Origin of the sequence: Brevundimonas sp. C43 (assembly GCF_030732185.1) — a bacterium.
Lineage (GTDB): Bacteria > Pseudomonadota > Alphaproteobacteria > Caulobacterales > Caulobacteraceae > Brevundimonas > Brevundimonas diminuta_C.
Genome location: NZ_CP132231.1, coordinates 54,333 through 77,970, shown reverse-complemented (window position 1 = coordinate 77,970; position 23,638 = coordinate 54,333). Strand labels below are relative to the sequence as shown.

General features: G+C 62.4%; 22 protein-coding genes and 1 pseudogene. 21 read left to right on the top strand and 2 right to left on the bottom strand.

What is annotated here, in order from left to right:
- The first annotated feature begins 49 nt into the window (after positions 1-49).
- Complete coding sequence (locus tag Q9R14_RS00430; RefSeq protein WP_306003072.1) at positions 50-538, top strand: hypothetical protein; 489 nt, start codon at positions 50-52, stop codon at positions 536-538.
- 51 nt (positions 539-589) lie between these two features.
- Here the strand turns inward: Q9R14_RS00430 and Q9R14_RS00425 are convergent, their stop codons facing one another.
- Entirely contained in the window at positions 590-2,266 is a 1,677-nt protein-coding gene (locus Q9R14_RS00425; RefSeq protein WP_306003071.1) for a recombinase family protein, read from the bottom strand.
- 32 nt (positions 2,267-2,298) lie between these two features.
- Between Q9R14_RS00425 and Q9R14_RS00420 the strand changes: the two are divergent.
- The 19 genes and pseudogenes from Q9R14_RS00420 to Q9R14_RS00330 form a co-directional block, all read left to right on the top strand.
- Positions 2,299-2,526, top strand: a pseudogene (locus Q9R14_RS00420) (JAB domain-containing protein); the annotation flags it as partial.
- A 117-nt stretch (positions 2,527-2,643) separates the two neighbouring features.
- Positions 2,644-3,897 (top strand): site-specific integrase, encoded by a 1,254-nt coding sequence (locus tag Q9R14_RS00415; RefSeq protein ID WP_037519595.1) that lies wholly within the window; start codon positions 2,644-2,646, stop codon positions 3,895-3,897.
- Positions 3,898-4,013: 116 nt separating this feature from the next.
- The gene (locus Q9R14_RS00410; RefSeq protein WP_306003070.1) at positions 4,014-4,313 is read left to right on the top strand and encodes a nuclease; all 300 of its coding nucleotides are present in this window, start codon (positions 4,014-4,016) and stop codon (positions 4,311-4,313) included.
- Positions 4,314-4,353: 40 nt separating this feature from the next.
- The gene (locus Q9R14_RS00405) at positions 4,354-4,719 is read left to right on the top strand and encodes a type II toxin-antitoxin system RelE/ParE family toxin (protein ID WP_037519589.1); all 366 of its coding nucleotides are present in this window, start codon (positions 4,354-4,356) and stop codon (positions 4,717-4,719) included.
- A gap of 3 nt (positions 4,720-4,722) precedes the next feature.
- Positions 4,723-5,097, top strand: coding sequence for an XRE family transcriptional regulator (locus tag Q9R14_RS00400; RefSeq protein ID WP_080727226.1), 375 nt, complete (start codon positions 4,723-4,725; stop codon positions 5,095-5,097).
- 6 nt (positions 5,098-5,103) lie between these two features.
- Positions 5,104-5,952, top strand: a complete 849-nt coding sequence (locus Q9R14_RS00395; RefSeq protein WP_037519587.1) for a hypothetical protein — start codon at positions 5,104-5,106, stop codon at positions 5,950-5,952.
- A gap of 81 nt (positions 5,953-6,033) precedes the next feature.
- Positions 6,034-7,089: a hypothetical protein gene (locus tag Q9R14_RS00390; protein WP_037519585.1), complete on the top strand. Its 1,056-nt coding sequence runs from the start codon at positions 6,034-6,036 to the stop codon at positions 7,087-7,089.
- Positions 7,090-7,294: 205 nt separating this feature from the next.
- Complete coding sequence (locus Q9R14_RS00385) at positions 7,295-8,062, top strand: helix-turn-helix transcriptional regulator (RefSeq protein ID WP_037519582.1); 768 nt, start codon at positions 7,295-7,297, stop codon at positions 8,060-8,062.
- Entirely contained in the window at positions 8,062-10,692 is a 2,631-nt protein-coding gene (locus tag Q9R14_RS00380; RefSeq protein ID WP_051886739.1) for an AAA family ATPase, read from the top strand. The genes Q9R14_RS00385 and Q9R14_RS00380 overlap by 1 nt, the downstream gene beginning before the upstream one ends.
- Before the next feature lie 199 nt (positions 10,693-10,891).
- Positions 10,892-11,617, top strand: coding sequence for an ImuA family protein (locus Q9R14_RS00375; protein ID WP_214442674.1), 726 nt, complete (start codon positions 10,892-10,894; stop codon positions 11,615-11,617).
- On the top strand, positions 11,532-13,043 hold the full coding sequence (locus tag Q9R14_RS00370) for a DNA polymerase Y family protein (RefSeq protein ID WP_037519577.1): 1,512 nt from the start codon (positions 11,532-11,534) through the stop codon (positions 13,041-13,043). Before Q9R14_RS00375 ends, Q9R14_RS00370 begins: the two co-directional genes overlap by 86 nt.
- The gene (locus Q9R14_RS00365; RefSeq protein WP_037519573.1) at positions 13,040-16,312 is read left to right on the top strand and encodes an error-prone DNA polymerase; all 3,273 of its coding nucleotides are present in this window, start codon (positions 13,040-13,042) and stop codon (positions 16,310-16,312) included. The genes Q9R14_RS00370 and Q9R14_RS00365 overlap by 4 nt, the downstream gene beginning before the upstream one ends.
- A gap of 74 nt (positions 16,313-16,386) precedes the next feature.
- Complete coding sequence (locus tag Q9R14_RS00360) at positions 16,387-17,034, top strand: DUF2971 domain-containing protein (protein WP_037519572.1); 648 nt, start codon at positions 16,387-16,389, stop codon at positions 17,032-17,034.
- 5 nt (positions 17,035-17,039) lie between these two features.
- Positions 17,040-17,789, top strand: coding sequence for a hypothetical protein (locus Q9R14_RS00355; RefSeq protein ID WP_037519570.1), 750 nt, complete (start codon positions 17,040-17,042; stop codon positions 17,787-17,789).
- A gap of 172 nt (positions 17,790-17,961) precedes the next feature.
- Complete coding sequence (locus Q9R14_RS00350; RefSeq protein ID WP_037519568.1) at positions 17,962-19,158, top strand: hypothetical protein; 1,197 nt, start codon at positions 17,962-17,964, stop codon at positions 19,156-19,158.
- A gap of 172 nt (positions 19,159-19,330) precedes the next feature.
- Positions 19,331-21,469, top strand: coding sequence for a ParB/RepB/Spo0J family partition protein (locus tag Q9R14_RS00345; RefSeq protein ID WP_371929739.1), 2,139 nt, complete (start codon positions 19,331-19,333; stop codon positions 21,467-21,469).
- Between the two features lie 58 nt (positions 21,470-21,527).
- Complete coding sequence (locus Q9R14_RS00340; RefSeq protein ID WP_037519563.1) at positions 21,528-21,749, top strand: hypothetical protein; 222 nt, start codon at positions 21,528-21,530, stop codon at positions 21,747-21,749.
- A 71-nt stretch (positions 21,750-21,820) separates the two neighbouring features.
- Entirely contained in the window at positions 21,821-22,234 is a 414-nt protein-coding gene (locus Q9R14_RS00335; RefSeq protein ID WP_037519560.1) for a hypothetical protein, read from the top strand.
- A complete protein-coding gene (locus Q9R14_RS00330) occupies positions 22,231-22,467 on the top strand; it encodes a DUF6117 family protein (RefSeq protein ID WP_037519555.1) in 237 nt (78 codons plus the stop codon). The genes Q9R14_RS00335 and Q9R14_RS00330 overlap by 4 nt, the downstream gene beginning before the upstream one ends.
- 6 nt (positions 22,468-22,473) lie before the next feature.
- Here the strand turns inward: Q9R14_RS00330 and Q9R14_RS00325 are convergent, their stop codons facing one another.
- Positions 22,474-22,833, bottom strand: coding sequence for a hypothetical protein (locus Q9R14_RS00325; protein WP_202902432.1), 360 nt, complete (start codon positions 22,831-22,833; stop codon positions 22,474-22,476).
- A 239-nt stretch (positions 22,834-23,072) separates the two neighbouring features.
- On the opposite strand from Q9R14_RS00325, the gene Q9R14_RS00320 reads away from it, so the two are divergent.
- Complete coding sequence (locus tag Q9R14_RS00320) at positions 23,073-23,510, top strand: antirestriction protein (RefSeq protein ID WP_037519553.1); 438 nt, start codon at positions 23,073-23,075, stop codon at positions 23,508-23,510.
- The last annotated feature ends 128 nt before the right edge of the window (positions 23,511-23,638 follow it).

Sequence of the window (23,638 nt, the reverse complement as noted above, 5' to 3'; positions counted from 1 at the left end):
TGACTCTGCGTGCGCCGAATGACCGGCGTTTTAGCGGAGGACGTGGCCCGTGCAGGTCGTTTCAGTTCTAACTTATAAGGGTAAGGATCACCTGATCCGGGTCGGCGGCTCACAGGCATGGCGGGCAGACCGCCGCCGCCTTCGTCGCGCGAAGTATGTCGTCGCCGCTCGACACGCTCATGGCCCCTACAAGGCCGAAGGCCCCGAGCCTCACAAACACGCCTTCCTGATCGGCAAAATCAGCGAGGTTGTGGACGCCGACATTGACGGGGAAGCCCATGACCCGGACGGCACCTCGCGCAACAAGATCATGTTCAGCGAATACGCGCTGATCGACGGTCCCGAACTACCGCTCTCCGGCCAAAACCCTGTTCAGTATTGGGATGACCTCTCGGTCCTGAACATCGACGAGAGCAAGCTGCAATGGCAGACCGTCCCAGAACCCGTCGTTCTGTCGCCGATGGAACGGGCCAAGGCCATCGTCGCCGAGGCCCATGGCGTGACGCCCTCGCAAGTAGACATCACCATCCGGTTCTAATCTGCCAGATGATGACCGAAGGCCCTCGCAGGACGCTGCGAGGGCTTTTTGTTAAGCCGCCAGCTTCTCGATGCGTTGAATCAAGGGTGCCAGCACTTCGCGTTGGTCGTCAGTCAGGTAGCTGTAGAGCGGTTGGCCAACGGCGTCAGAGACGGATTTCTTGATCCGTCCCTTCACGTCGATCCTGACGGCCATCACGCCGCCACGCAGGATCACCGTGAACACCCGTTCGTCCTCTTCATCGCGCTCTATATCGACCGACATGACGATGGTGGACAGGGCTTGCCGCAGTTTGGACCGCGCCTGATTACGGACGGCGTTTTCCGGCGATTTCGCCGCTTCGCGGATGTCGTTCACGCGGCGAAGGTGTTCGACGTTTCCCACCTTGCCCGAAGCGACGCTTATGGCCGCTTCGACCTCGGTCAGTTCGGCGGTCAGGCGACTAATATCCTCGGATGCTTCGGCGATCACGGTGGCGACCTCTTGGTCCTGACCAGAGAACGACCGAAGCAGGTTCATCTTGAAGGCCCGGCGGTCAGCCAGCGTCTTTTCGATTTCCGCTTTCCTGATCCGAGCGCGCCCGAGTTCGCCGGTCGCTTCAAAGAATCTATCGTCCAGCGCGAGGTCCAAGAACGTGTCGAGGGCGGTCGTTTCGAACGCCCGGTAGGCATAGCCGCCCTTGTTAGTGCAGCGGCCTTCCTGCGAGCCTTCACAGCGAACGTAGGGGTAGGGCTTACCCTTTTGGACTGACGTGGACAGCGAGGCGCGCTGACCGCAAACGCCGCACTTCGTGACCCCGGCGAAGAGATTGGTGTAGCCGGTCCCGGCTCCCTTTCCTGCAACCTTCCGCCGGGCGTTCAGATCGGCGCGAGCGCGGGCCACGGTATCGGCGTCCACTATGCGCGGGTAGAAATCATGGATGACCCGACCTTTGAACATGCCGGTGCTTGGGCGGAAATCGCCTTCGACAACTGCACTCTTGAGGTATTGCCTAACCGTCGTCCGCGACCACGCCGGGACGCCGCTGCGGTAGTCCTCTGGGTCGCCGAACGGCGGCAGATCGGGCCGGGCGTTCAACATGTTGACGATGGTATTCACGCCGATGCCGTCAGCCGACCAGCGATAAATTTGGTTGATCGTCTCGGCCATGTCCTTGTCCACGATCCAGCCGTCACAGGTGGCGTTCCGTTCCAGCCAGCGCGGCAACAGCCCGGCGAGGTTGGTCCATTTGCCTTGGCGGGCCTCGGCCAGCTTCCACAGTTTGTTCTTGGATCGGCGCGTCTGGTCGGACTTGTCGGCCGACGCCTGATGGCTGACCCCGAACTTGATGGCCGTCTGAAGGAAATCCCCGAGAGACGGGTTTGGCTTGAAGACATCTCGCGTGTCTGCCAACGCGATTTCGATGCCGTAGCCGTTGACCTCGTTCACCCACGCCATGGCTTCGTCCACGGGACGCCGGGACAGGCGAGAGAGGTTGTCGGCGATCAGGACCGTGCCGCGTGGAAACTCGCCCTCTCGCAGCCGCCGCAGGAACTTGCCGAGGTCTGCGTTCGGCCGAAGGTGTTCACCCTTGAAGGCTGACAGACCGGGGTCCGTCAGAACTTCGGTGATGTGCCAGCCTTGAGCGGCGGCGAAATCCTGACAGCGTTCAAGCTGCGCTTCCAAGGTCTGGGCAGAGCCGTCGCCTTGTTCGTCCGAGGAATACCGTCGATAGACTATCGCTTGCATGGCGTGGCCGTATAGGTGTTTTGCAGATGGCACTCAATGTGGACAAGAAGAACCAGTTGATCCTGGACGAGGTGCAGAACCGCGGCACGGTCGATCATGCGCCGGTCTATCCGCGCGAGGTCGTGCGGCGCGCGCTGGAGCTGTCGGCCAGCGCCCTGATCCTGGTGCACAACCATCCCACTCGGTCAATAAGATCACGCTGGAGCACGCACAAGCACGCTGAAACACTAGCAAACTCGGGCATTTTTGGCATTGCGTAGTGGGGACGGTTTTGGCAAACTGGGGGCGGTTTAAGGGGTAGAAAACGGCTCTACGCTCCCAGCAAGCGACCCCTGTTTCTCCTGAACCGATCCCAGTTGCGGAACAGGAGAATCGCGATGCCCAGCCTGACCGACACCGCCATCCGGCATGCGCTCAAGCGCGTCGAGGTGAGCCAGAAGCAAGAAAATCTCGCCGACGGCGATGGACGCGGCACCGGCCGTCTCGTCCTTGTCCTCAAGCCAATGCCCAAGCGCGTGACCGCCGATTGGATGGCCCAGCAGTGGCGTGATGGCAAGCGCACCAAGAAGAAGATCGGTGCGTATCCCTCGATGTCCCTCGTTGACGCGCGCGCGGTCTTCAAGCGCGACTTCGCGGATGTGATCCAGAAGGGCCGAAGCATCAAGATCGCAACGGATACGCGTCCTGGCACGGTCGCGGACCTATTCGAGGGCTATGTCGCGTCGCTCAAGGCCGCCGGCAAGCCATCGTGGAAGGAGACGGAAAAAGGCCTGAACAAGATTGCCGATACGCTCGGACGAAACCGCCTCGCCCGCGAGATCGAGGCCGAGGAGATCATCGAGCTAATCCGTCCGATCTATGATCGTGGCGCGAAGTCGATGGCCGATCATGTGCGGTCGTATCTCCACGCGGCCTTTGGCTGGGGTATGAAATCCGACAACGACTATCGACAGCAATCGGCTCGCCGCTTCCGCATCCCTTTTAATCCGGCCACCGGCATCCCGACGGAGCCCAAGGTCCAGGGCACGCGCTGGCTGGATGAGGACGAGTTCCTGCAGCTCTATCGTTGGCTCGAATGCCCCGATGTGCCAGTCACTCCCTCCTACCTCCGCGCCGTGCAGCTTCTCATGCTGACCGGACAGCGCGTTGAGGAGATCGCTCGCTTCCATGTCGACCAGTGGGACGCCAAAGAGCGGATCATCGACTGGTCGAAGACCAAAAACCTCCAGCCGCACGCTGTCCCGGTCCCGTCGCTCGCGGCCGAACTGATCGAGTCCATCAAGCCCAACGAATATGGATGGTTCTTCCCCTCCGCCACGGACCAGTCAAAGCCGGTCAGCCATGGCACTCTATACTCGTTCATGTGGCGTCAGCGCGATCGCGGCGTGATCCCCTACGTCACGAACCGCGATCTCCGGCGCACTTTCAAGACGCTCGCCGGAAAAGCTGGTGTGCCGAAGGAAATCCGCGATCGGCTTCAGAACCACGCCCTTCAGGACGTCAGTTCGAAGCACTACGATCGCTGGAACTACATGGTCGAAAAGCGCGCCGGCATGGCCAAGTGGGATAAGTTCGTCCGGGCGCTGCTAGCGAAGAAGAAGGGCGGCAGCGCCTTGAAGAAGGCCGCGTGAGCGGTCGCTTCATCGCTGTCACCGGCGCATTCGTCACGGCCTGCTTTGCGGTCCCGGCCCATGCAGATCCATGCGAGGCGCCTGTCCCCTCGCAGGTTGGAGTCGAGTTCTCCGGCTTGGTCCGTTATGTCGGCGACGGCGACGGTCTTTGCGTCGGGCGTACATCGGACCCCAACGAGTGGATCGAGGTGCGCCTTGCCGACTTCGATGCCCCGGAGCTGCACACGCCAGGCGGTCCCGCGGCGAAAGCGGCGCTCGAACGCGTCGCCCTTCGGCGCGAGATCACCTGCACGGCCGAACGTGGGCGCGGCGGCCGCGTCCGCTCCTTTGACCGCGTCATTGCGCGATGTTGGATCGGTGGAAAGAGCCTTGGCGATCTGCTTCGCCAGGCTGGCGTGGCCGAGGGTGGCAACTAATGCCCCGCTCGCCATTGACTCAACATAGCTTGGAAGCTATATGACCTGGGATGTTAGATTGCATGACGCCTTCGAGGCGGAGTTCCTGGCTTTTGAGCGCGAGGTTCAGACCCAATTGCTGGCAGTTGCGAAACTGCTCGGCGAATTCGGTCCGCAGCTCGGTCGGCCATACGCCGACACGCTCAACGGCTCGAAGCACGCCAATATGAAGGAGATGCGTTTCTCTGCCGCCGACGGCGAATGGCGTGCTGCCTTCGCCTTCGATCCCGAACGGAAGGCCATCCTTCTCGTTGCAGGCGACAAATCCGGCGGCAGCCAGAAGCGCTTCTACAAGCAGCTTATCGCAAAGGCGGACAGTCGGTTTTCCGCACATCTGGAAAGCCTGAAATCCGCAAAGAAGGATTGATCGATGGGCCGGAGCCTTAACGACGTCATTGCTTCTCTGCCCCGCGATCAGCAGGAGCAGATCGAAGCCCGTTATGAGGAACTGAAGCAGGAGGTTGAGGGCCTGCGCGAGATGCGTCAGATCGCCGGGAAGGCGCAGGAGGACATCGCTGCGGCGCTGAAGATAAAGCAACCGTCGGTCTCGAAGATCGAAAAGCAGGCTGACATGTACCTATCGACACTGCGCAGCTACGTTGAGGCGATCGGCGGAAAACTTGAGCTGACGGTGAATCTGCCGGGGCGGCCGGCCATCCGGCTCCAGCGTCTCAGCGATGGAACCGTCTCCCACGACAGACCTATGCGCACCGTAGCACGCCGAAAGTCGGCGGCAGCGCGGTGACACCCGATGCTCCAGTTCGATGGCAGATGGCGTTTTGACAGTCCCGGCCCGATAGAAGCCGCCGTCCAAGAGGGCTTTCGCGATCTCATCAACCGCGTTTGCGGGCAAGGCCAGCGGAAGGCTATTTTGGAGCATTTCAAGGCTCGCTTCTGCGCCGCAGCCAACACAGAGTATTGGCCGAGCACCAACGAACGGTTCGCATCCGAAGATCTCGACCGAGATATGGCGCGTGCGGAGACGAACGCCCCCATATTCATCGAGGCATTCTGGGATGCATGCCAGGAACTTCGCGCCCGCAATCCTACCATGGTCGTGCCGGATGCCGGGCGGATAAACCGCATCCTCGCGGACGCAGACGCTGGCTATCAGCTCGACCCTCCCATGCTGGTCGCAACGCGGGTCCACATTCCGATCAACGTACCCGACGCTCCCCCATCTCTCGATGTGCAGGCGCAAGCGATCATCAACGAATCTCTTGATGCCTCCCAGCACTCGTTGAGCGAAGGCAACGGCCGTCAGGCCGTCCAAGAGGTCCTTTGGCTGCTGGAGACGATCTCGACGGCGTTTCGTGGTCCTGAGATCTTAGACGGCAGCATCCAGGGTCGGTACTTCAACGAAATCATCGGCGAACTACGCCAGCGCGGCCGCGGGCATCAAGAGCAAATCCTGCAATGGATGATGACGTTGCATGGCTATCTTTCCTCGCCGACGGGTGGTGGCGTCCGTCACGGGGTCGATCTCAGGGAGGGCCTTGCGCTCCAGATCGATGAGGCACGCCTCTACTGCAACCTCATACGAAGCTATCTGACTTTCCTCATCGCAGAGCATGAGCGCCTGGCTAGGCGGGTCGCGTGACGCTTCGAATAATCAAAACGTGGGGGCTCGGCGCACTTTGAAAGCGATGCTGTCTCGCAAGTACCTCTCGCCGGAGGTCTGATGCGCTTCATCCTACCTCTTGCTGAGCAACTCGACAGAGCGGCCGCGGAACTATCGGCGGCACGTCCGCTCAGCAGCCGGATGGCGCTGATCTTAATCGACAATGCTTTCGAGCTGATGTGCCATCAAAGATGCTTAGAACTGATCGAAGAAGATAGCAGATTAGCAAGCCCAAAATTGACCCTGAAAGATAAGCTCGCTGGACGTGGGCAAAATTTTGATGCGAAGACGTCCCTGTTAAAGCGGGCAGGCTATTTCGCGGACGTTGACGTCAGATCTGTTCAGATCCTTCACGGCTATCGCAATCAGCTCTACCATGTTGGTCTGCGCGACGACCCTGTCATCGGCCCCCTCGCCCGCCTATACCTCAAACTCGTACTGAGCTACGCGCCGCAATTGCTGAGGCCGGTGCGTTTCCTGCGTTGGGAGGAGTCACTCTCCCGGGGTGAGATCATCGAACATTTTCCCGAGCTTGCGGAGACGCGGCGGTATGCTTGCAAGGTCGACGTATCGGCGTTCTGCATGCGCGTCGCCGCGCGCGTCGATCCCGACCCTCTTCTGCTCGGCAATGCATTGGCGGAGCACTTAATCGGCCTCGCAGGGAAATCGGAAACCGATTTCGGAATAATCGCTAAGGGTCGCAGCGGTAAGGATGACCCCACTCAGACCCTACGTCGTGTTCAACTCGAGGCCGACACGATCGCGGAGGTAGTGCGCCGTCATCGTGAGCGTGAGCGCCAGTTAAAAGCGACCCAGACTCCCTTTGAACCGTTCGATCCGGATCGGCTTTCCATCGCCCGCGGAAGCAGCGTTCTGATCGAGGCGAACCAAAGGCTTCTTCCTGAATGGAAGCCCCGTCATAAGAAGTTGCCGTTTGCCAGTTGGCGTCGGCAAGCAGCCAAGCTGCGGCTCGGCATGGACGATCTCGCTGTCCTGGATTGCTATGCTCGGCTCCATCAGGAAATCGACGACCTCGATGAGGTCATGGCCGAGCCCATACAAGATATGTACGGCTGGCATCAGTATCAGGAGGATCTGGCCATGGATCGCCGATGAGGCAAGGCCCTCCATTCGGAACGGCTGCTGTCGATGTGCTGTTTCAACCGCCCCGCCGGGATTTTGGGGCATCGATCTGCGAGTGAAAGCCGCCGCGCTCGCAGGCTTGCCGCGCGCTTGCCGGTTAGCTGCCGGTTTGTTGCCGACTACTCGCAGGTCGACTGTTATACTGTGCCTAAATCGACAATTACAAACCGAGGCGACAGTGAAGAAAGTTACCCCCGATGGAAGCCAAATAAAGAGGCTCCGCACCAACGCCGAGCGTGTCTCGACACAGAAAGAATTGGCCTATGAGGTTCGGGTCAGCGAACGGACGCTTCGCGAGATCGAAAACAAAAATGCGCCTGTACCAGTAGACGTTCTTGACCGACTTGCGAAGGTTTTGAACGTCCGCCGGGAGCAAATCTCGTTTCCTTGTGATGCCACTCAATCAAAGACCGCGGGCGCCGGCGAGGTTTTCTCTGCTGTCATTGCTGAGATGCGCGAAGAGCGTTTGGTTTCCCGGTACGACTACGACCTCGCAAATGTGACGATGGATGAAGGTCTGCTGTTCAAGCAGGCAAACAGCTCGAACGACTTCGCTTGCGAAATTATGATCTCGCTGACGGATGAGGCGGCTGAGTACGCGGAAGAGCTGATCGGCATTTTGGACGGCCTAACGTGGTCCGTCCGGAGCATCCTAGAGAAGGTGGCCCCAAGCGAAGAAATCGCCGTTCGCCGCCGGATCAAGCAGCTCTTGGTCTTGCTCAGGGGCAATGACGTTTGGGTCTATCATACTCATCTTTTCCGCCGCTTGCCCGAACGACATACGCCCATGCCGGAAGGCGAATATGCCGACCTCTCGTCGCGCTTCATCATCGCGCTTGCAGCGCCCGCCGAGTGGGGGGAAACGTCAATTCGCGTTCCTATCGACCATGGCCAGCCGTTCATTCTCCCGGCCTGGGACTCCGACAAGAAAGGTGGCAAAGGCTGATGGCTGAGGCTCAATCTACCAACGAAGAAACGCTGACCGAAAACCTCGCTTTTGCCGAGGTGCTTGCTTGGTCTGCTACGCGTCCGGCTTGGCAACGAGATGCTTTGCGCCGACTTGTTCAGAGCGGCATCCTTGGCAGCGAGGAGATCGACGAACTTCTCGAAATTTGCCTTGATCCAGCGCTGCCTCACACGCCGTTGTCAGACGCAGATGTCTCGTCACAAAGTATCTTAGGTGCACCGGTCAGCGTGTTGCGTATCGAGAATCCAACCGGCGTCAATGCCCTGGCCTTCGATCAAAAACTCGAATTCGCGCAGGCGGGACTGTCGATCGTGTACGGCGACAATGGGTCAGGCAAATCTGGCTATGTCCGTATCCTGAAGCACGCCTGCCGGACACGCGACCGCAACAACAAGATCTTGCGTGACGTGGAAGATGCGGCAGCTACCCCGCAGACCGCCAACATTGTGTTCCTACGTGGTGCCACGGAGGATCAATTCGCATGGAGCCCGGAAGCGCCGAGCCACGCTGACCTTCCGTCGATAAGCATTTTCGACTCCAGAAGCGCCAACGTGCACGTCGAGAAGACGAACGCCGTGGCCTACATTCCCCAGCCAATGCGTGTCTTGGAAGCGTTGGCTACGGCCTGTGATCAGGTCAAGGCAAAGCTCGATGATCGGCTTGCCGCCATCAATGCGAAAACGCCGCTGGCAATTAAAGAGCCCCAACTTGGTGCCGATACCGCTGCCGGCGCTTTCGTGCGCAGCCTCTCCACAAAATCAAGCATCGCTCAGCTCGACCTGCTGGCGCAATTGTCAGAGGCGGAAACCTCCCACCTCGCCGCGCTGGAAAGCGATCTCGCACAAGAACCGAAACGAGCCGCTGCGAAAATCACCGCGCAGAAAGCACGCCTTGATGATGGCATCGGCAAGCTCAAGAATCTGGTCGACACGGCATCTCCTGCGGCGTTTGCGATGCGCTCCTCCTTGAAATCCGACTGGGAAACCAAAGCCGAGAGCGCGAAATTGGCATCCGACGCGTTGTTCGCCGCTTCGCCGCTTCCTGACGTGGGGAAGGCGACATGGCGCGCTCTTTGGGAGGCCGCCCGGAAATACTCCGATGGCATCGCATATCCGAGCAGGACATTCCCGCATCCAACGGGCCATGATGAGTTGTGCGTGCTTTGCCAACAGCCCATGGAAAAAGATGCGATTGAGCGCCTCGTGACGTTCGAGACGTTCGTTAAGGGCTCGACAAAAGCCGACGAAGACGCCGCGGAAGAGGCCTATAGCGATGCGATAAAACAAGCCGCCGCTAAGCATATGAGCGCTGCGGCCCGCCGCCAGTTCGTTAGCCTCATTGAGACCGAGATCGGGGACGTCTCTCTTGCCGGTGTTGTGAGAGAATGCAGTACGCGGGCGGCTTGGCGGCTTCGATCTTTCGTCCGTAGCAAGACCGCTCCCGAGCAACTCACTGCCTTCCCAGCCACTGCACTCGCCGCGCTATCTGTCCGCCTTGCGAGTCGTGCGCTTCAACTGTCAGCCGATCAAAACAGCCCAGAGCACCTTGCCTTGGTGAAGGAATATCGAGAACTGAAAGATCGAGAGGCACTCGGCCCTCTACTCGCGGACATTAAAGCCGAGATTGAGAGGCGCAAAGAGGCCGAAATCATAACCAAGGCCGCAAAGGATACGGCAAAACGATCCGTTACGACTAAGAATAAGGAATTGTCTGACAAGCTTGTTACGAACGCCTTACGCGGTCGATTCGCGCGTGAGATTGATAAGCTCAAGTTGGCTAGAATGCCGGTCGAGCTTCGGAAAGTCAAAGATTCGAATGCTGTGTCATATTTTCAAGTTTGTCTCGTTGAGAAACCTGATGAGCCTGTGGGCGAGATTTTCAGCGAGGGCGAACATCGTTGCGTCGCACTCGCTGCATTCCTGGCCGAGCTTGTCACATCCAAACAATACTCCAGTATTGTGTTCGACGACCCTATGTCATCGCTCGATCACATTCATCGCAGGGCGGTAGCAGCGCGACTTGTAGAGGAGGCTGAGCACCGGCAGGTCATCGTGTTTACACACGATCTGACGTTTCTTTTCGAGTTGCGTCGCGAAGCGGACGCAAAAACGCGCTCCATCCAGTATCAGACAGTTTGTCGCAAACAGAGCCGACCCGGCTTTGTGGAGTCAGAGCTGCCGATGAAGGCGAAATCAGCGCAACAATTGGCGCAATCCCTGCGCTCGGAGCTGAAAGAAGCAAAGCACCAATTTGATACATGGCCGGATGCTCGGCGGACTATCTTCTGCAAAGGCATCATCGAGCAACTTCGAGAATCTTGGGATCAAGGCATCGCAGACTTTGTATTTCCGGTCCTTGCTCGATTCGATAACGCCATAAAGGGCAACAGTCTATTCAAGCTCGCGATCATCAGCGATGACGACGTTAAGACCGTAACAGCAGCGCGAGGCCGGTTGTCGGAAGAGATGCATACGTCCGCGGAAACCCTGAACCCTGAGACTGTTTCTCATGCCGATCTGATAGCCGAAGTCGTGAAACTGGAGACGTGGCTAGGTAGCATCCAGCAGCGCCAGAAGGAGGCCAAGGCTCCCGTCACCTCCTATGCTTAAGCGATTTCGCTGCATGCGCCTCGACCGCCCAGCGGCGCTCAGATAGCCACGAGACAGTAAAACCGTGTCGCGCACCCTCGCTCACGCCGATCCGGGCTTGACTCTCGTTCCTGAAAGATAGAACAAATAGCGAACATGACGAAGAACCCGCCCTTGGAGGTCAAGAACGAGCTTGCGGCCCGAGCCCGCCATAGAGTCTTTGCGCGCGCAGATCGAAAAGATCGAAGGTCGCAGCCGGCGCGCCAAATCGGTTCTCCCCTTCGGGATTGCCGAGGTCGACTCGCGCCTACCCGGCGGAGGACTCGCGCTCGGCGCCCTGCATGAGATCGCCGGCGGCGGCAACGGCGCGATCGATGGAGCCGCTGCCGCCCTCTTCAGCGCCGGGATCGCCGCCCGCACGAAGGGCAAGATCCTTTGGTGCATCACGCGCCCCGACCTCTTCGCGCCAGCGATCGCCCAAGCAGGCCTTGCATCCGATCGCGTGATCTATCTCGAAGCCGGCGACGACAAGACCGTGCTCGCCTGCATGGAGGAAGGCCTGCGCCACGGTGGCCTGGGCGCCGTCCTTGGTGAAGTGGCCCGACTTTCCATGACCGCCTCGCGGCGCCTGCAACTGGCGGCCGAAGGCACCGGATCGATCGGGATCGCGCTGCGACGCTGGCGGCGACAGACAGAGGCTACAGACTTCGGCCAGCCTACAGCGGCGATGACGCGCTGGCGCGTCTCCGCTTTGCCTTCGACATCGCTTCCCGTTCCGGGCGTGGGTCGAGCCCGCTGGCTGGTCGAACTGATCCGCGCTCGCGCGGGCGAAAGTGCAGATTTCGAAGTGGAGGCGTGCGATGACACGGGTCGTCTCGCTCTTCCTGCCGAGCTGGTCCACCGACCGGCTACGGCGGAAGGCTGGCGACGCGGCGCCTCCGGCTGAGGCGCCGCTCGTCCTGATTGGCCGCGACGGGAACAGGCGGGTGGTGCTGGCGGCTGACGCCGCTGCCCGCGCTGCTGGCCTGCGCGTTGGCATGCCCGTCACCAAGGCCCAGGTCCTGGCGCCCGGACTCATCGTGCAGGACGCCGACCCGGTAGGCGACGCCGAGGCGCTCGACCGGCTCGCGGCCTGGCTCCTCCGATACGCTCCCGTCGTCGCTCCCGATCCGCCGGACGGGATCATCATCGACTCGACGGGCGCCGATCATCTCCATGGCGGCGAAAGTGCGATGCTGGACGGCCTCATCGGCCGGCTTGCCATGTCCGGGATCGCGGCTCGGGGCGCGATCGCCGACACCTGGGGCGCTGCGCACGCTCTGGCCCGCTATGCCCCGCAGATCGCACCGGACCGACATGGCGCATCCATAATGGAGCCTTTGCCGCTCGCAGCGCTGCGCATCGCCGCGTCCACCGTCGCCGCCCTGCGGACACTCGGTTTCGATACGGTCGGCGACCTTCTCGCGCAGCCTCGGGCGCCGCTCACCTTGCGCTTCGGCCCCCAAATCGGCCGCCGCATCGATCAAGCCCTCGGCCAGGCGGCCGAGCCGATCGAGCCGGTCCGGCCGGTCGATCTCATCGAAGTGCGCCGCGCCTTCGCCGAGCCGATCGCCGCGGCCGAGACCATAGCCCGGTATATCGCCAAGCTCGTCGGCCAGCTCTGCGAGCGTCTCGAGGCCGGCGGCTTGGGCGCTCGCAGACTTGACCTCATCTGCCACCGCGTCGACAGCCGCGCCCAAGCCGTCAGGGTCGGCATGGCAACGCCGGTCCGCGACGTTAAGCGCCTGACGCGTCTGCTCTGCGACAGGATCGAGACCATCGAACCCGGCTTTGGCATCGAGGTGATGACGCTCGCCGCGAGCGTCGCCGAGCCGCTTGAGCGCAGACAGATCGTCAATTCCCTCATCGAGGAAAGCACACCGGACGTCTCCGATCTCATCGACACGTTGATGAACCGGGTGGGCGAGCGCGCCCTTTATCGGCTTGCTCCCGTCGCAAGCGACGTTCCCGAGCGATCCGTCTGCCGCATCCCGGCAATGGCGGCCGACACGGGGGCGGGCTGGCCCGGCCATTGGCCGAGGCCCTCGCGCCTCCTGCCTCATCCCGAGTTGGTCGAGACGGTGGCGCTGTTGCCCGACCATCCGCCGGTCTCCTTCACCTGGCGCGGCGTGCGCCGGCGCCTGCGTCGCGGCGACGGCCCGGAGCGCGTCTTCGGCGAATGGTGGAAGCGTGACGCCGAGCTGGTCGCCGTGCGCGACTATTTCCGGGTCGAGGACGACGCCGGCGAGCGTTACTGGCTCTACCGCGCTGGCGATGGCGAGGACACGGCCACGGGCTCGCACCGATGGTTCATCCATGGGGTCTTCGGATGAGTGAGCCCCGCTACGTCGAGATTCAGGTCACCTCGCATTTCAGCTTCCTGCGCGGTGCGTCGTCCTGCGAGGAGCTGTTCGCCCAGGCGGCGCTTGCCGGGATCGAGGCGGTGGCCGTCGTTGACCGCAACTCCCTCGCCGGCATCGTGCGCGCTCATGAGGCCGCGAAGACGACCGGCGTGCGCCTGATCGTCGGATGCCGCCTCGACCTCGCCGACGGCACGTCGGTGCTGGTCTATCCGACCGACCGCCCCGCCTATTCGCGCCTCTGCCGTCTGCTCTCGCTCGGCAAGGGTCGCGGCGGCAAGGCCAAGTGCATTCTCGAATGGCCGGACCTCGTAGCTTATGGCGATGGCCTGGTCGCCGTCCTTGTGCCCGACTTGGCCGATGACGAGTGCGGCTTCAGATTGCGCCGGCTTCGCGACGCGTTCGGTGACCGCGCCTACGTCGCCCTCACGCTACACCGTCGCCCCAATGACCAGCTTCGCCTTCACGAGCTGTCGAACCTCGCCGCGCAAATGCGCGTGCCCGCGGTGGTGACGAACGACATCCTCTTTCACGAGCCGGGTCGCCGCATCCTGCAAGACGTCGTGACCTGCATCCGCCACAACGTCACGATCGACACCCTCGGCGATCGGCGCGAACGTCACGCCGACCGCTACATCAAGCCGCCGGAGGAGATGCACCGGCTGTTCAGCCGCTATCCGGAAGCGCTTGCTCGCTCTCTCCAGATCGCTGATCGCTGCCGCTTCAGTCTCGACGAGCTTGCCTATCAATATCCGGAGGAGCGTGACGATCCGGCGCTCTCGCCGCAAGAAACGCTGGCGAGGCTGACCTGGGAAGGCGCGTCGGAGCGCTATCCCGAGGGCGTACCCGACAGCGTGACCGCCGCGCTCCAGCATGAGCTGCGGCTGATCGAAAAGCTGGATTACGCGCCCTACTTCCTGACAGTGAATTCGATCGTTCGCTTCGCCCGATCGAAAGACATCCTCTGCCAGGGTCGCGGCTCGGCCGCCAACTCCGCAGTCTGCTATGTCCTCGGCATCACTTCGATCGATCCCGGCCGCAACGATCTTCTCTTCGAACGCTTCGTCAGCGAGGAGCGGCGCGAGCCGCCCGACATCGATGTCGATTTCGAGCACGAGCGGCGCGAGATCGTCATGCAATGGGTGTTCGACACCTACGGCCGTGACCACGCCGCGCTCTGCTCCACCGTCATTCGCTACCGCGCTAAGGGCGCGCTGCGTGATGTCGGCAAGGCGCTCGGCCTGCCCGAAGATCTGATCGGCACCTTGTCGTCGCAGGTCTGGGCCTGGTCCGAGGAAGGCGTCGAGCCAAAGCATGTTGAGGAGCTGAACCTCAATCTCGCCGACCGCCGCCTTCGCCTGACCCTCGATCTCGCGCGACAGCTCATGGGCGCGCCACGCCATCTCAGCCAGCATCCAGGCGGCTTCGTCCTAACCCATGACAGGCTCGACGATCTGGTCCCGATTGAGCCCGCTGCGATGAAGGACCGGCAGGTCATCGAGTGGGACAAAGACGATATCGACGCGCTCAAGTTCATGAAGGTCGACGTCCTGGCGCTCGGGATGCTGACCTGCATGAAGAAGGGGCTGGATCTTCTGTCCGAGCACAAGGGTGTCAATCTCGACCTCGCCTCCATCCCGGCCGAGGACCCGCGCACCTACGCGATGATACGAAAGGCGGACACGCTCGGCACTTTCCAGATCGAGAGCCGGGCCCAAATGTCGATGCTGCCGCGGCTCAAGCCACGCACTTATTACGATCTCGTCGTGCAGGTCGCGATCGTCCGACCAGGTCCGATCCAGGGCGACATGGTGCATCCCTATCTTCGTCGCCGGGAGGGCCTTGAGCCCGTCCACTACCCGAAGCCCGAGCTGGAGAAGGTGCTCGGCAAGACTCTCGGCGTGCCGCTGTTTCAGGAGCAGGCGATGCGGGTCGCGATCGAATGCGCCGGCTTCACGCCCGGCGAGGCCGACATGCTCCGCAAGTCGATGGCCACCTTCAAGTTCACGGGCGGCGTCTCGCATTTCCGGGACAAGCTGATCGGCGGCATGGTGGCCAACGGCTACGAGCAGGCGTTCGCCGAGCAGACCTTCAAACAATTGGAGGGCTTCGGCAGTTACGGGTTTCCGGAAAGCCACGCAGCCTCCTTTGCGCTGATCGCCTACGCCTCAGCCTGGCTCAAATGCTGGCATCCTGAAGTGTTCTGCGCCGCGCTGCTGAACAGTCAGCCCATGGGCTTCTACGCGCCGGCGCAGATCGTGCGTGACGCGCGTGATCATGGCGTCGAAATCCGTCCGGTCTGCGCCAACGCATCCCGATGGGACTGCACGCTCGAGCCCGCCGGCAGCGAAGAGCGGTTCGCCGTTCGCCTGGGTCTGCGCATGGTTAAAGGCCTCGCCAATGCCCACGCCGCGGCGATCGTCACGGCCAGGGCGGATCAGCCCTTCGGCTCGGTAGACGATCTATGGCGCCGTGCCGGCATCCCCGTCGCGGCGCTCACGCAGATCGCCGAAGCGGACGGATTTCGACCGCCCTTCGGCCTGGCACGCCGCGAGGCGCTATGGGCGATCAAGGCTCTGCGCGATGAGCCGCTCCCGCTCTTTGCCGCCGCGTCGGCCCGAGAGACGGAGATCGTGCCGGAGGTCGCCGAACCGGCGGTCATCCTCCGCCCGATGACGGCGGGTGGTGAAGTCGTTGAGGACTATCGGCATGTCAGCCTGTCGCTGCGGGACCATCCCGTCTCGTTCCTGCGTCGGGAGCTGCGCCGTCGTCGCATGGTCACCTGCCAAGAGGCGATGGACGCGAAAGATGGCCGGTCGCTGGAGGCGGCCGGCATCGTGTTGGTGAGACAGCGGCCTGGCAGCGCCAAGGGCGTCATGTTCATCACGCTCGAAGACGAGAGCGGAATCGCCAATCTCGTCGTTTGGCCCAAGGTCTTCGAGCAGAACCGACGCACCATCCTGTCGGCCGGCATGATCGCCGTGCGCGGGCGCGTTCAGCGCGAAGGCGAAGTCGTTCACCTCGTAGTCCAACGGCTGACCGATCTCTCCGCTGAGCTGGCGAGCGTCGGCGAGCGCGACACGGCCTTTCCGTTGCCACACGGTCGGGGCGACGAATTCCATCATGCCTCCCCGACGCCCGACCCGCGCGGCCTTGCGCCGAAGGGACTGCGCACGCGCGACATGTACGTCCGCGATCTGCATATCGACTCGATCAAGGTGAAGACCCGAGACTTTAGATAAAAGTGTAGAATAGGCTTCTGCGCGACTCATGCCGCGACCACGCAACTCTAGGAAGCGAAGCGACCTGAACGAATATGCGCCTCTATCACTTCACTTCGCAGAAATATGGGTTGCTCGCTCTCAAGCAACGTCGTCTGAAGATTGCACGCATCAACGAGCTGAACGATCCCTTCGAATTTCTTGGATGGAACCTCCGCGACAAGCGCGTCCGCGCGTTTATGCGCAACTGGAAGAATGAACGGGATCGCGAATTCGGCATCGTATGTTTTAGCCGCAAATGGTCCCACCCCATGCTTTGGGGCCATTACGCCGAAAAGCACCATGGCATGGCTATCGGCTTTGATGTGCCGGACGGGAACGACACTTATCATCCCGTGAAGTACCGCCGAGCACGTTTGCCGGCACCATCCGACCGCGAAATCATCAGCGCAGACGTCGATGATCTGCTGCTCACCAAGTTCACCGCGTGGAGGTACGAGTCCGAATACCGTTGCTTTAGCCGCCTTGCCGACAGTATCCACGAAGGGAACTTGTACTTCGAGGCCTTCACCGACGAGTTGAAGCCGGTGGAGGTGATCGTCGGCGATCGTTCGACGATCACCAGGGCGGACCTGGCTGAAGCGCTGGGCGACGCCCTCACTCATGTGACCTCCTATAAGGCACGGCCGGCGTTCGGGAGCTTCAACGTAGTAAGGAACAAGAACGACACCCTCTGGAGGTGACACCGATGGAACCGAGCGCGGCCGACCTCCTATCGGCCAATCTGGCACGGCTACACGCCGGCGAAGAGGAGCTTCGAGAGAAGGCTCTGGGGATGATCGCAGCGGACGACCGCCTGGGACTGCATCTGGCGGTGACCGAGGCAGCGATGGACCTCGCCGACATACTGCGACAGTTCCAAACCGCCGACGAAGATTTGAAGGTCGTTCAAATTCTCGGCATGCGCACGTTCAACGCATTTGGGGCAAGCATCAAACTCGCGCTGTCAGGCTACAGCCAGAACAGTGCGCTCATTCTTCGCGATGTGCTCGAGACGACTTTCCTCCTAAGCTATTTCGCCGGCGATCGAAGTCTGATTGGACGTTGGCGTCTCGCTGATGAGAAGGCGCGTCAGAAAGAATTCGGGCCGGTAAAGGTGCGCGAAGCCATCGACGCTCGCGACGGCTTCACCGGCAAAAAGCGCTACGAAACCTACAAAATGTTTTCCGAACTCGCTGGCCACCCGACGATGAAGTCCGCGTTCATGATCAGGCCACAGCGCGAAGGCAACGCCGTGATCGGTCCCTTTGTAGAGTCGACCACCCTGGACGCGGTTGTCTCGGAAATCGGGAAACTCGCGGTTCAGGTCGGCGAGCAGCTCACTGTGTTCTTTCCACCGACGTGGGGTAGCGGCCTTCCAAGCCGACTAGCGTTCGCTACGCTCAAGCAGCGATGGATCGGTACATTCTATCCGGCCGCCGCGTCTACCTTGGACTAGACCTTGAGGGGAAAGCCTTCCCCTGCGCCCGAGCCCGTCGGTCTCGGTCGACCCCTTCTGCGGGGCGGCTGCCCCACAACGCCCCGCTGAGAGTGAGAGTGCGGAGGGATTTTCCGTGACGGGTTGAGGGCTGGAGAAGAGGTCTCCGGCGCCCGTCATGGAGATTGGTCCCATGACCCAGGTTTCAGTTCTAGACGCGCGCCGCGACACCAGCGGCGGCTACAAGGTCGATGTCGGCCGCGGAGAGCGGATCGGCCGCGTCTCGTCAGAGTGGTTTTCCCGGCCCGCGGACGAGCGATATCTGTCACTGTCCGAGCTGGCGCGCTCCGTCCGCAACCGCGCCGATCGCAGCCGCACGCGCGTTGTGGAAAGCCCGCTCATCCATGTGGAGGCGAACCGCAGCGACCCGGAGCGGTTGGCGCTCATCCTGCCGGGCACAGATACGCCGATTGCACCCACGCACTGGAGCTTCGGCCAACTGGCCAGCCTGGTCGGTGCGCCGGCCGCATATCTGCGCCAGCTCCCGGCGCCGCTGGCCGCGATCAACCTGCAATATGGCCTGACGTCCAATCGGGCGGAGCAGATCAAGACGCTCGAAACCGATACCGGTCGGCTCGAGCTGCGCGCCGTCACCGGGCCGGATTACGGCCGCATCTTCGATCACGAGCTGGTCGAGGCGGTGCAGCGCATCGCCGGCAACGGCACTGGCGACACGCGCTGGAAGGTGCCCGGCGTCCTCGACTGGTCGACCGGGATCTACAATCCGCGCGTCGACATCACCAAGGATACGACCACCCTCTATGCCTCAGATCGCGACGTCTTCCTCTTCCTCGTCGACGATTTGAACCCGATCGAGGCCGGACGGCTGCCGGACGGCTCGCCGGATCTCTATTTCCGGGGCTTCTACTGCTGGAACTCAGAGGTCGGCGCCAAGACGCTCGGGATGGCGAGCTTCTATCTGCGCGCGGTTTGCCAGAACCGCAATCTGTGGGGCGTCGAGGACTTCGAGGAGATCACGATCCGCCACTCCAAATACGCCGCCAATCGCTTCGCCCATGAGGCCGCGCCGGCGCTGGCGAACTTCGCCAACTCCTCTCCGCTGCCTTTCGTCAACGGCATCAAGATGGCCCGCGAGCGGATCGTGGCGCGCACCGACGAGGATCGTACCGACTTCCTGCGCCGCCGTGGCTTCTCGAAGGCCGAGACCGGCAAGATCATCGACGCGGTCCTGACGGAGGAAGGTCGCCCGCCCGAGAGCATTTTCGATTTTGTGCAGGGCATCACCGCCGTCGCACGCGACAAGCCCCATCAGGACGCTCGCCTCGACATGGAGGCTAAGGCGAAGAAGCTGCTCGATCGAGCCGCCTGACATCCGCAAAGCCGGAGATGCGGATTTCCGTGTCTCCGGCTTTGCGCTTCCGCGTGTCCTCAATTCCGGTCCTCGGCGCTGCCCCCTTTAGAGGAAGAGGGCGGCGCTTCGCTTCGTGACGGGTTTAGGGCTGAGAGAGAGTCTCTCGGCGCCCGTCGCGGAGACTACCCCGATGGCTACTGCCGTTCAGAAGATCACCCTGTCGTCCTCGCGCGACATCCCCTTCAACAAACTGGTTCTGTCCCAGTCCAACGTCCGGCGCGTGAAGGCCGGCGTCTCGATCGAAGACCTGGCGGCCTCGATCGCCCGTCGCGGCCTGATCCAGAGCCTCAGCGTCCAGCCCGTCATCGACGCGGAAGGTGTTGAGACCGGCATGTTCGAGGTTCCGGCCGGTGGCCGTCGCTTCCGCGCCCTCGAACTGCTGGTGAAGCAGAAGCGCCTCGCCAAGATCGCACCGGTGCCCTGCATCGTACGCGACAATGACAGTGAGATCCTCGCCGAAGAGGTCTCGCTCGCAGAGAACATCGAGCGTGCTCCGCTCCATCCCCTCGATCAGTTCCGCGCCTTTCAGGACATGCGCGCCAAGCATATGACCGAGGAGGAAATCGCCGCGGCGTTCTTCGTGCCCGTCAACATGGTCAAGCAGCGGCTGCGACTTGCCTCGGTCTCGCAGGCGCTCCTCGACGTCTATGCCGACGACGGCATGACGCTGGAGCAGCTCATGGCGTTCACGGTCTCCGAAGACCATGCGCGCCAGCAGCAGGTCTGGGACACGATCAAGGACGCCTGGTCCAAGGAACCCTACCAGATCCGGCGTATGCTGACCGAGACGACGGTGCGCGCTTCCGACAAGCGTGCCATCTTCGTCGGCATCGAGGCCTATGAAGCGGCGGGCGGCACCGTCATGCGCGACCTGTTCCAGTCCGACGACGGCGGATGGCTTCAGGACGCGGGCCTCCTCGACCGCCTCGTTGGCGAGAAGCTGAAGGCCGAAGCCGAGACGATCGCGGCCGAAGGGTGGAAGTGGATCGAAGTGGCCGTGAGCTTCCCGTACGATGCGGCACGCGGCCTGCAGGAGATCACCGGCACGCCGCTCGACCTCTCGCCCGAAGAGCAGGCGACCATTGACGCGCTGAACGCCGAAATGGCGAAGCTGGAAGCCGAGTATCAGGACGCCGACGAGCTGCCGGATGAGGTGGATCAGCGTCTGGGCGAAATCGAGACCGCGCTCGCGAGCTTCGAGGATCGTCCGGTTCACTACGAGCTGGCTGACATCGCCATCGCCGGCGTGTTTGTCAGCATCGACGCCAACGGCTCGCTGACGGTGGATCGCGGCTTTGTCCGCCCCGAGGACGTTCCAGTTATCCCGGTCGACGGCAACGGCGACGGCGACAGCGGCTCGGAGACCGATAGCGTATCGGGCGCAACCGCCGGCCAGACGGTCCAGCGCGCCGTCATTACCATCGGCGGCCAGCCCACCGAGACTGAAGATGACGACGAAGACGACGCCATCAAGCCGCTGCCCGAGCGCCTGGTCATCGAGTTGACCGCCTACCGCACGCTCGCGCTTCGCGACGCCGTCGCGAACAACCCGCATGTCGCCATGACGGCGCTGCTGCACAAGTTCGTCTCGGACCGGTTCATGACCCGCATGTATAACGGCGCCATGGAAGCGGGCGTGAAGCACATCTACTTCCCCGCGCAGGACGAGAGTCTCGCCGACAGCCCTCCCGCCCGTGCGGTGCAGGAGCGGCACGACGCCTGGGCGAGCGACATCCCGAAAGACGACGATGCGCTTTGGGATTGGCTGGCTGGCCTGCACGACACCAGCCGCATGGCGCTGCTGGCCCACTGCGTCAGCTACGGCGTCAACGCCCTTTACGAGCGGCCGAATCCGCACAGCTCCAGCGGTGTGTCGCAGCATACGCTCGACATGCGGCTCACCCAGGCCGACCGCCTGACGCGCGCGACCGGGCTGGACATGGTGGAGGCCGGCTGGCGTCCGACCTTCGGCAACTACCTCAATCGCGTAACCAAGCCGCGCATCCTCGAAGCAGTCCGCGAGGCGAAGGGCGAACAGGCCGCCCAACTCATCGACCACCTGAAGAAGGGCGATATGGCCAAGGAGGCCGAACGGCTCCTGGCCGATAGTGGCTGGCTGCCCGAGCCGCTGCGGCTCGCTGATGTTGCCGATCAGCCTGAGGGCGGCGACGCCGGTGACGCCGAGGCGCTGCCGGACTTCCTCGCTGGTGACGATGACGAGGTGATCGAAGCCGACGAGGATGCGTCCGACCTGATCGCTGCCGAATAGGCCACTTGGCGGGGAGCGACGCTGATCGCTCCCCGTTGCTTGTCTCAAGGAGCCTTAGATGGAAACATCCGGCACCGACGCGCCGCGCCGCGTCGTCTTCCAATATCTCGTCCCGGTTCACGTCGAGGTCGAAGATGGCCTCGTCTGCCGCGTGACGGTGATCGACGAAACGCCCGTGCTCGATCCCACCGTCGTCGAAGGCGACAGCGCCTACCTCAAGGACGCGGTGCGCGCCTCCGACGACGGTCAGCCGTGGCCGTCCTGGCAGTTCGGCTACTGAACCAAACCACACCCCAACATCCACCTCGAGCCCGGCCCTACGCCGGGCTCTTTTCGTTTCAGGAGACCGCCATGGCGGACTATTTCACACGCTTCTCGTGCCTGCTGGACGTGGGCACGGTCGAGAACGCTGCTCGCGCGCTCGACATCTACAACGACCTGATGGCGCAGAATGCCGCCGAAGATCCTCCGGCCGAGCCGTTTTTACTGTCCATCGAGCCCGAGCATGGTGCCACGCGCCTCTGGATGCGCGATCCCGGCACCGCCGACCCCCAGCTCCTCATCACCTTCGTGACGCGGTGCGCCGAGACCTTTGGCCTCGCCGGACGCTGGGGATTCCAATGGGCGGGCGTCGCCTCCGAGCCGCGCATCGATGGCTTCTCCGGAGGTGCCCATGTCCTCGACCTGACGACGGGGCAGACCGTCGAATGGATGAGCAGCGGCCGCTGGCTCGCCGACCGCCTAGCTGCGGGAGGCGCGTCATGAGCATCCCGGATCATGCGCGCTCCAATTTCAAGACGCTGCTTCGCGCCGCAGCGGACGGCAACCTCGCGCTTATGGAATGCGCGGACTCTGCCACCGGGCAGACCCGCTACGTCATCTGCGCGGTCGGCCGCGATGATGGCGCCTACGTGTTCACGCCATTCGGTCACCTTGCCGACGGCGATCCCTACGAGGCGTACACGCCCCCAAGTGGCGGTGACGGCATCGAAGATTGATATCCGCTACCAGACCGCGACTTCCCATTGGCCGTTCACGCGCGCGAAGCCGACCGGCCGGTTCTGCGGTGTGGCGTTGGCCCGCGTCGTGTCCATCGTGAGCTGCGTCATGCACGTCACGCCAGGACCGACGCCACCCGGAGAGCAATCGCCGAGTTTCAGCGTCGCATTGGCAAGCGACGTTCCCGTGAACAGCCGGTGACGGCGGACTGCGGCGATCGCTTCTTCCTCGCTCGGCTGCGCGACGCCGGCGACGGCCGCGGCAGACAAACCGCCCGGCGAGATCATCGGTCGCGCGACGAATCCCGCGCCGAACCCCACCACGAGGCACCCCGCCGCCAGCATGCCGATCGCGCTTCCCTTCATCTCCGTCTCCCTTGACCTCTCTCGGTGAAGCAAGCGCGCGCCCTCGATCGTCGAGGCTGCCGCCCGCCATGTGTCGGATGAACAAGTGTAGCGGCGCGCGGCCCGCCTCGGAAGATGAAGCGGCCAAAAGGTCATTCCGCACGCCAGAGTGAGAGGCCGGCCGAGACGGGGTCGAGCCGGTGCGGTCGAGAGAGAGCGCCCGACGGCTCCTCCGTTTCCCGCTCTCCGAGGTGCCCCCCATGACCGAGACTACAGCCCACGCTGAACAACCCGTCGACCGCTCGGCGGTGCTTGTTCCGGATGCTCGTCGAATAGATTTCCTTCCGACCCTCTTCGGCCGCCAGCATTTCCTGATCGGAGAGATGACGGTCTATTATCACATGGAGCGTCTCAGCCCGCGCGATTATCGAGGCGGTCTCTGGGACTTCTATCAGCGCGATGGCAAGCCGCTTTACCTCGCGCCAGCCTCCAAGCCCCGCCTTCAGATCATATGCGACACGAACGGCTATGAAGGCGAGGTGTCCGCCGGGGCGGCAGGGATCATCGCGACGCTGTTCGCCTTTTCCCATCTCTCCTTCCAATATCCCGTCGACCTGATGGCGGAGGGATACAGCCGCCTTTACGACTATGCGGCGGAGCACCCCGAGTCCGCCGAGATCTTCCAGGCGATCGATTGAGCGCTGCGACCCGCCGAGCGCCTGGCCTTCCGGTCAGGCGCTTTTTTCATGCCTGCCGTTCAGAGGAAGAGGTTCGCCGGGACGGGTTTGAGCCGGTGCGGTCGAGAGAGAGCGCCTGCCGGTTCCTC

Bases quoted from the DNA above. Each gene is read 5' to 3' on its own strand.
- Q9R14_RS00350 (WP_037519568.1), top strand. From the start codon at position 17,962: ATGACCCAGGTTTCAGTTCTAGACGCGCGCCGCGACACCAGCGGCGGC.
- Q9R14_RS00340 (WP_037519563.1), top strand. From the start codon at position 21,528: ATGGAAACATCCGGCACCGACGCGCCGCGCCGCGTCGTCTTCCAATAT.
- Q9R14_RS00390 (WP_037519585.1), top strand. From the start codon at position 6,034: ATGCGCTTCATCCTACCTCTTGCTGAGCAACTCGACAGAGCGGCCGCG.
- Q9R14_RS00360 (WP_037519572.1), top strand. From the start codon at position 16,387: ATGCGCCTCTATCACTTCACTTCGCAGAAATATGGGTTGCTCGCTCTC.
- Q9R14_RS00335 (WP_037519560.1), top strand. From the start codon at position 21,821: ATGGCGGACTATTTCACACGCTTCTCGTGCCTGCTGGACGTGGGCACG.
- Q9R14_RS00330 (WP_037519555.1), top strand. From the start codon at position 22,231: ATGAGCATCCCGGATCATGCGCGCTCCAATTTCAAGACGCTGCTTCGC.
- Q9R14_RS00355 (WP_037519570.1), top strand. From the start codon at position 17,040: ATGGAACCGAGCGCGGCCGACCTCCTATCGGCCAATCTGGCACGGCTA.
- Q9R14_RS00395 (WP_037519587.1), top strand. From the start codon at position 5,104: ATGCTCCAGTTCGATGGCAGATGGCGTTTTGACAGTCCCGGCCCGATA.
- Q9R14_RS00325 (WP_202902432.1), bottom strand. From the start codon at position 22,833: ATGAAGGGAAGCGCGATCGGCATGCTGGCGGCGGGGTGCCTCGTGGTG.
- Q9R14_RS00365 (WP_037519573.1), top strand. From the start codon at position 13,040: ATGAGTGAGCCCCGCTACGTCGAGATTCAGGTCACCTCGCATTTCAGC.
- Q9R14_RS00425 (WP_306003071.1), bottom strand. From the start codon at position 2,266: ATGCAAGCGATAGTCTATCGACGGTATTCCTCGGACGAACAAGGCGAC.
- Q9R14_RS00405 (WP_037519589.1), top strand. From the start codon at position 4,354: ATGACCTGGGATGTTAGATTGCATGACGCCTTCGAGGCGGAGTTCCTG.
- Q9R14_RS00320 (WP_037519553.1), top strand. From the start codon at position 23,073: ATGACCGAGACTACAGCCCACGCTGAACAACCCGTCGACCGCTCGGCG.
- Q9R14_RS00380 (WP_051886739.1), top strand. From the start codon at position 8,062: ATGGCTGAGGCTCAATCTACCAACGAAGAAACGCTGACCGAAAACCTC.
- Q9R14_RS00370 (WP_037519577.1), top strand. From the start codon at position 11,532: ATGACACGGGTCGTCTCGCTCTTCCTGCCGAGCTGGTCCACCGACCGG.
- Q9R14_RS00345 (WP_371929739.1), top strand. From the start codon at position 19,331: ATGGCTACTGCCGTTCAGAAGATCACCCTGTCGTCCTCGCGCGACATC.
- Q9R14_RS00400 (WP_080727226.1), top strand. From the start codon at position 4,723: ATGGGCCGGAGCCTTAACGACGTCATTGCTTCTCTGCCCCGCGATCAG.
- Q9R14_RS00415 (WP_037519595.1), top strand. From the start codon at position 2,644: ATGCCCAGCCTGACCGACACCGCCATCCGGCATGCGCTCAAGCGCGTC.